The organism is Microcystis sp. LE19-84.1B (genome assembly GCF_027531875.1).
In the GTDB taxonomy this organism is placed as follows: domain Bacteria; phylum Cyanobacteriota; class Cyanobacteriia; order Cyanobacteriales; family Microcystaceae; genus Microcystis; species Microcystis panniformis.
This window is the reverse complement of the sequence record NZ_JAPZSR010000454.1, coordinates 1-4,731: the sequence shown is the minus strand read 5'-3', so window position 1 is coordinate 4,731 and position 4,731 is coordinate 1. Positions and strand designations below refer to the sequence as shown.

Sequence of the window (4,731 nt, the reverse complement as noted above, 5' to 3'; positions counted from 1 at the left end):
ATTAGCCATAGTTTTCCGTCAAAATTGGATTTTGTCTCTTTAAACCCTGATTAATCGGTTTTGAGAGCTAATTTTGACTCTTGGTCTAATCTGCCTCTCTTCCTTGCTGTGACTGACTTATAAATTTTTGGAGATGTCTATTACTTTTTTAGTCATGAATCTTTCTAACCTGTTGAGGCAGGTTTTTTGGGCTTTTTTATGTCTGAAATGGAAAAACAGCACTTTTTCTCGGTCAATGATTACGATAAGTTATAACTTAGGAATTAATTAACAACTAAAGCTTATGCTTGTAGCTAAGTGAAATCATTGATTAAGAGACCTGTACTTTTCAATAACTTTTTGCCGCAAACCCTATTTACTTTTAGTCAAAATTAATTCACTTCTAACCCCGGAATGCTTAACTGTTCAGTTTTTGGCTGTGTTTCCCCCAGATAATCCCCTTGCAACATATTAATTAAACAGCCACCAAGATGATAGGCCATATTCACGGGAACCGCGTTACCAATCTGTCGATATTGAGAGGTTAAATTACCGGTAAATTGCCAATCATCGGGAAAGGACTGCACTCGTGCATATTCTCTCACAGTCAAAGGACGAGTTTCTTGGGGATGGCATCTTTCTGTTTGGGTTTGTGCCGGACTACAGGTAATAGTTAAAGCTGGTTCATCCCAAGATAATCTTTTAGCATATCCTGTCCGTCCGCCGTGATTTTTAAGACTATTTTTCATATATTCTTTTTGAATATCCATCGGCAAATTCCGCCAATTTCCTCCTGCGGGAACTAAGGACATAATCTCTTTTTTTCTTTCTTTATATTCTACTCCCGGAGAACTTGGACAATTCTCTAGGGCTTTTTTCAGAGAAATAGTATAGTTTTTATATTGGGGAAAGATGGGTTTAATATTTAGGTCTTGACGGGTGGCGATAATAATTAATCTTTCTCTTTTTTGGGGAACATCGAGAAATTGAGCCGATAAAACTTGATAAGCAGCATAATAACCGATTTCCTGTAAAGCTTCCAGCATTAATTGCAGAGTTTCTCCTTTTTTATTGCTTAATAATCCTCGAACATTTTCGGCTATAGCGATTTTAGGTTGCACTTCCTGTAAACAACGAGCAAATTCAAAAAATAGGCTTCCTCTCAAATCTTCTAATCCTTTTCCTAACCCAGCATAACTAAAAGGTTGGCAGGGAAAACCTCCAGCTACAATATCTATTTTGTCTCTAAAATTGGAAAATTTAATCTTTTTTATGTCTTGATTTATAACATTCCATTGCGGTCGATTAAGTCTTAAAGTATTAACACAATCTTGGTTGATTTCCACCAGTAATTGCGTTTTTAGTCCCGCATTTTCTAAACCTAAAGCCATACCACCACAACCAGCAAATAATTCAATAACTGTGTAATTAGTTGGCTCAACAGTTTGTAAGATTTTCAATTCTCCAGGGAATTGGTTATTTTTAAGATTGGTTAATTGCTCGAGATCAAATAGCCAATCAACTTGATTAATTTTCTGACCTTTGATTAATTTTTTCTTTTGCCATGTTAGTATTTCTGCGGTAGTTACACCGAGAATATTAGCGGCTTTTTGTAGATTTACCTGAGTCATAACCAATAATTAGCAACTTATCTACCTCTCTATTATACATCAAAGTAGCTAAACTTGATAAAGTTTTTTTTCGATTTTCCTGACTGTCATCTTTAACTTATTCAGGATAGTTTCATAATCTAAGTCCAACATTGACCAAAAAGCTTGCCCTGCTAATAGCTCAATATTATTCTCTTTAGCTTTGGTTTTGCTAATTGTCCAAGAATTGCCCATATCTAAAGCAGCGGCAAAAACTGAGTTAGGATGTATTTTTAATTCATTGATACTCCGATCACTCTGGCTACCAGTAAGAGTATCTTTTTTAGTTTTTAATTGAGTGTATTTGATTATTCCTTGATTAAAAACTACTAAATCCACACCTTTGATTTTAAAATTTAGAATTTTTTCTGGTACAAAAACCTGTGAACTAATAGAAGCAATTTCTTCTAAAGTATGACCTAGACTTTCCGAGATAAGATTGACATATTTATTCGATAAGTACAAGTTTTCACATTGAGCAAACTCAAAAATTTTTTTAAATACTTTCTTCTTTTTGAGAGATATATTTTTAAAATCCTGTTTTTCTTTCAGGATTTTTTCAACTACTTTAGACTGGAACTCATCCAAAGCATCATCGATTTTTTGATCCCTATTGTCTGCAATGTCTGTGTCTGTTTTTCTATTTTCTTGAAAATATTCAAAAATGAAATCATCAATTAGACGACAAATTTGATAAGTATCTACCAAGTCATGAGTAACAAAGGTAGGAATTTTGATCGAAGGTTTCTGTAAATTAATTTCTTCTAATAATTGGGTCAAGTTATGGCGATAGCTCATTAGATTTAGTTGCTGGGTTGGGATTGTTTACTTTTTGCTTAAAACTATTAATTTAATTGCCGCCGGTGGTAATGTCAACAAATAGTATGTAAGTTCGGAAGAACCTGAATTTTCAGATATTGGAATTTAACGGGGAGTCTGATCATATACACGCATTGATTGAATACCCACCGAAACTAGCTATTTCTGTAATGGTCAATTCTTTAAAAGGAGTCTCTAGTCGTAGATATGGACAAGCTGGTTATCCTAAGCCGTACGGAAAAGATGCTCTTTGGTCGCCCAGTTATTTTGTCTCTTCTGTAGGAGGTGCGTCACTGGAAGTTCTTAAGTGCTACATTAAAAATCAGGAAAAGCCGTCCTAAAAGGACGGGGTTTTAACCCAAATTTTCGATAATCCGCTTGCGCATTTTGTGCCTCTGTATGATACCTGTGTTGTACTGCAAAAACTGCTTGTGACATAAAATCAGCACGAGTCAGACAGTTTTCGATAACAGCAGCCCTTGATGCGCCACCCGTGAAAAAATCTTGGGGTTTTAGGGGTTGTGATGCCCCATTATGACAAACCTGAAAAAGTTCTGCTCTATATCTGGTGTTACAATCATTGGCATCTGTGCCTAAAGTATAGTAACAGCGATCGTGGTTATTGCAAGGTTCTCTAAAACTGAAGTCGTAGCCAAGGCTACCAAAGTTATCATATTCTCCCGGTCTTCCACCCGGAATACTGCAACCATTAGGTCTTTTGGCATAGGGGTAAAAAGGGAGTGATTCACTGCCTTCATCAGAGTCCTTAAAATCATCCCAGCAAGGGATGCTAATGCCATTTTTGCTACCGCAATCTTGTGCTTTTACTGGTTCTATTAGTAGCAGAAAGCTAGTTGAAATAAAGAGAAAAGTCACACAATTTGAGATAGACATTAATGCCATCCTGCTAGTTAATTTGCCAAATTCTGATTTCATTACTGAACGGCTTAACGTTGTTTTCATCAAGGTACACGCCTACTATACGACAACCTTAAAAGGAAAGTTCCAGCAACTTGATCAGGGTAGGAATAAGCAGATCGCTCGATATTGACTCCTGGTATGTCAGTTGCACGACGAGTACCCCTGTAAGTTTGCCAGTTTTGACCTCTTACAAGTTCAAAAGCCGAACCATTGGTTTTGATGAGAAACCTATCCTGTGAGTTTTCCCAGTTTAAATAAACTCCATTCGTACCCGCAGTAAAAAAAACTTTCTCTCTATGGGTGCGACCATTGTTCCATTTTGTTGTCAGAGTGCCGTCTTTGAAATCATTGATTATCTGGCTACAGGCAATCTCTCTTCCAGACGATTGGGTTGCACCCTCAGTTTGCCATAATACTACCAATAAAGTAGCTATGGTGATAGTCATAGATAATGATTTTTTGAGCATACTTTACTCCCTAGTATAGATAGATAGATTGCTTCCAACTTATTAACAAGATTTTTCAATTTCAAGGTGTTGTTTCTGGGGTAAGGTCGAGGTTGCGATAGACTTGTTCAATCGGAAAACTTAGATTAATGCTTTTGAGTTCTACGGTATCGCCTTCTTGGTAGTTAATAATGAGCCATTCACCAGCATCATTTTTGTGATATAAATCCATTTCGATGCTGGTGGAACTCACTAATAAATAATCTTGTAAAACTAGATTTTTGCGGTACATTCTAAATTTGCCACCTCTATCATAGGACTCGGTACTAGGTGAAAGAACTTCAACAATGAGACAAGGATAAGTAATGTATTGGGTTGTAGTTTTATCGTGATCGTCGCAGGTTACGCTAACATCAGGATAAGTGTAGTTAGTTGTTTCGACAATGTTGACTCTCAGATCTGAGTTACCTACTTCACAGCCAGTGCTTTCAAGGTGGTTGGAAAACAGGGTAATAAATCTAACTGAGATGAGACTATGGTTTTTGCTGCCGCCGCTCATAGTGTACACTTGACCATCGATCAGTTCGTGTTTTTCTAGTTGCTTTTCTTCCCAAGCAAAGTATTCTTCTGGAGTAAGTTGGGGAAAGTTTTCTTTAATGGCAATCATGAGAAATTACTCCTTTATTAGCTTTGATAATATTTTAACAATTTACCAAACATTTTTTTGTTCTCTCGACATCTTGATAGAAAATAAGTACCTGGACAAAAATAAACGAGACTCTACCAAACCTGTTATGCAAAATTATTAACAACTCATGCTTGTAAAGCTTGTATAGTAAGGCTTTGAGTTTTTGTTAGATTGATATTTATCAACTTTAGAGCATTGCTGGACAGAGAGGGAGCTTAGGGAATTTTCT

The 4,731-nt window shown here is 36.3% G+C and carries 5 protein-coding genes and 1 pseudogene; 1 reads left to right on the top strand and 5 read right to left on the bottom strand.

Annotated elements, in window-relative coordinates; all coding sequences use genetic code 11:
* Positions 1 to 371: 371 nt before the first annotated feature.
* On the bottom strand, positions 372 to 1,610 hold the full coding sequence (locus tag O9324_RS25445) for a DNA cytosine methyltransferase (RefSeq protein WP_288141656.1): 1,239 nt from the start codon (positions 1,608 to 1,610) through the stop codon (positions 372 to 374).
* Between the two features lie 48 nt (positions 1,611 to 1,658).
* The gene (locus O9324_RS25440; protein WP_288141655.1) at positions 1,659 to 2,426 is read right to left on the bottom strand and encodes a hypothetical protein; all 768 of its coding nucleotides are present in this window, start codon (positions 2,424 to 2,426) and stop codon (positions 1,659 to 1,661) included.
* Positions 2,427 to 2,518: 92 nt separating this feature from the next.
* On the opposite strand from O9324_RS25440, the pseudogene tnpA reads away from it, so the two are divergent.
* Positions 2,519 to 2,788 (top strand): annotated as a pseudogene (gene tnpA / locus O9324_RS25435) (IS200/IS605 family transposase); the annotation flags it as partial.
* On the opposite strand, the gene O9324_RS25430 reads toward tnpA, so the two are convergent.
* The 3 genes from O9324_RS25430 to O9324_RS25420 form a co-directional block, all read right to left on the bottom strand.
* On the bottom strand, positions 2,763 to 3,410 hold the full coding sequence (locus O9324_RS25430) for a phospholipase A2 family protein (RefSeq protein ID WP_287697820.1): 648 nt from the start codon (positions 3,408 to 3,410) through the stop codon (positions 2,763 to 2,765). The pseudogene tnpA and the gene O9324_RS25430 overlap by 26 nt on opposite strands.
* Positions 3,410 to 3,835 (bottom strand): hypothetical protein, encoded by a 426-nt coding sequence (locus tag O9324_RS25425; protein ID WP_125730298.1) that lies wholly within the window; start codon positions 3,833 to 3,835, stop codon positions 3,410 to 3,412. The genes O9324_RS25430 and O9324_RS25425 overlap by 1 nt, the downstream gene beginning before the upstream one ends.
* Positions 3,836 to 3,896: 61 nt before the next feature.
* Complete coding sequence (locus O9324_RS25420; RefSeq protein WP_012265908.1) at positions 3,897 to 4,481, bottom strand: Uma2 family endonuclease; 585 nt, start codon at positions 4,479 to 4,481, stop codon at positions 3,897 to 3,899.
* Between the last annotated feature and the right edge of the window lie 250 nt (positions 4,482 to 4,731).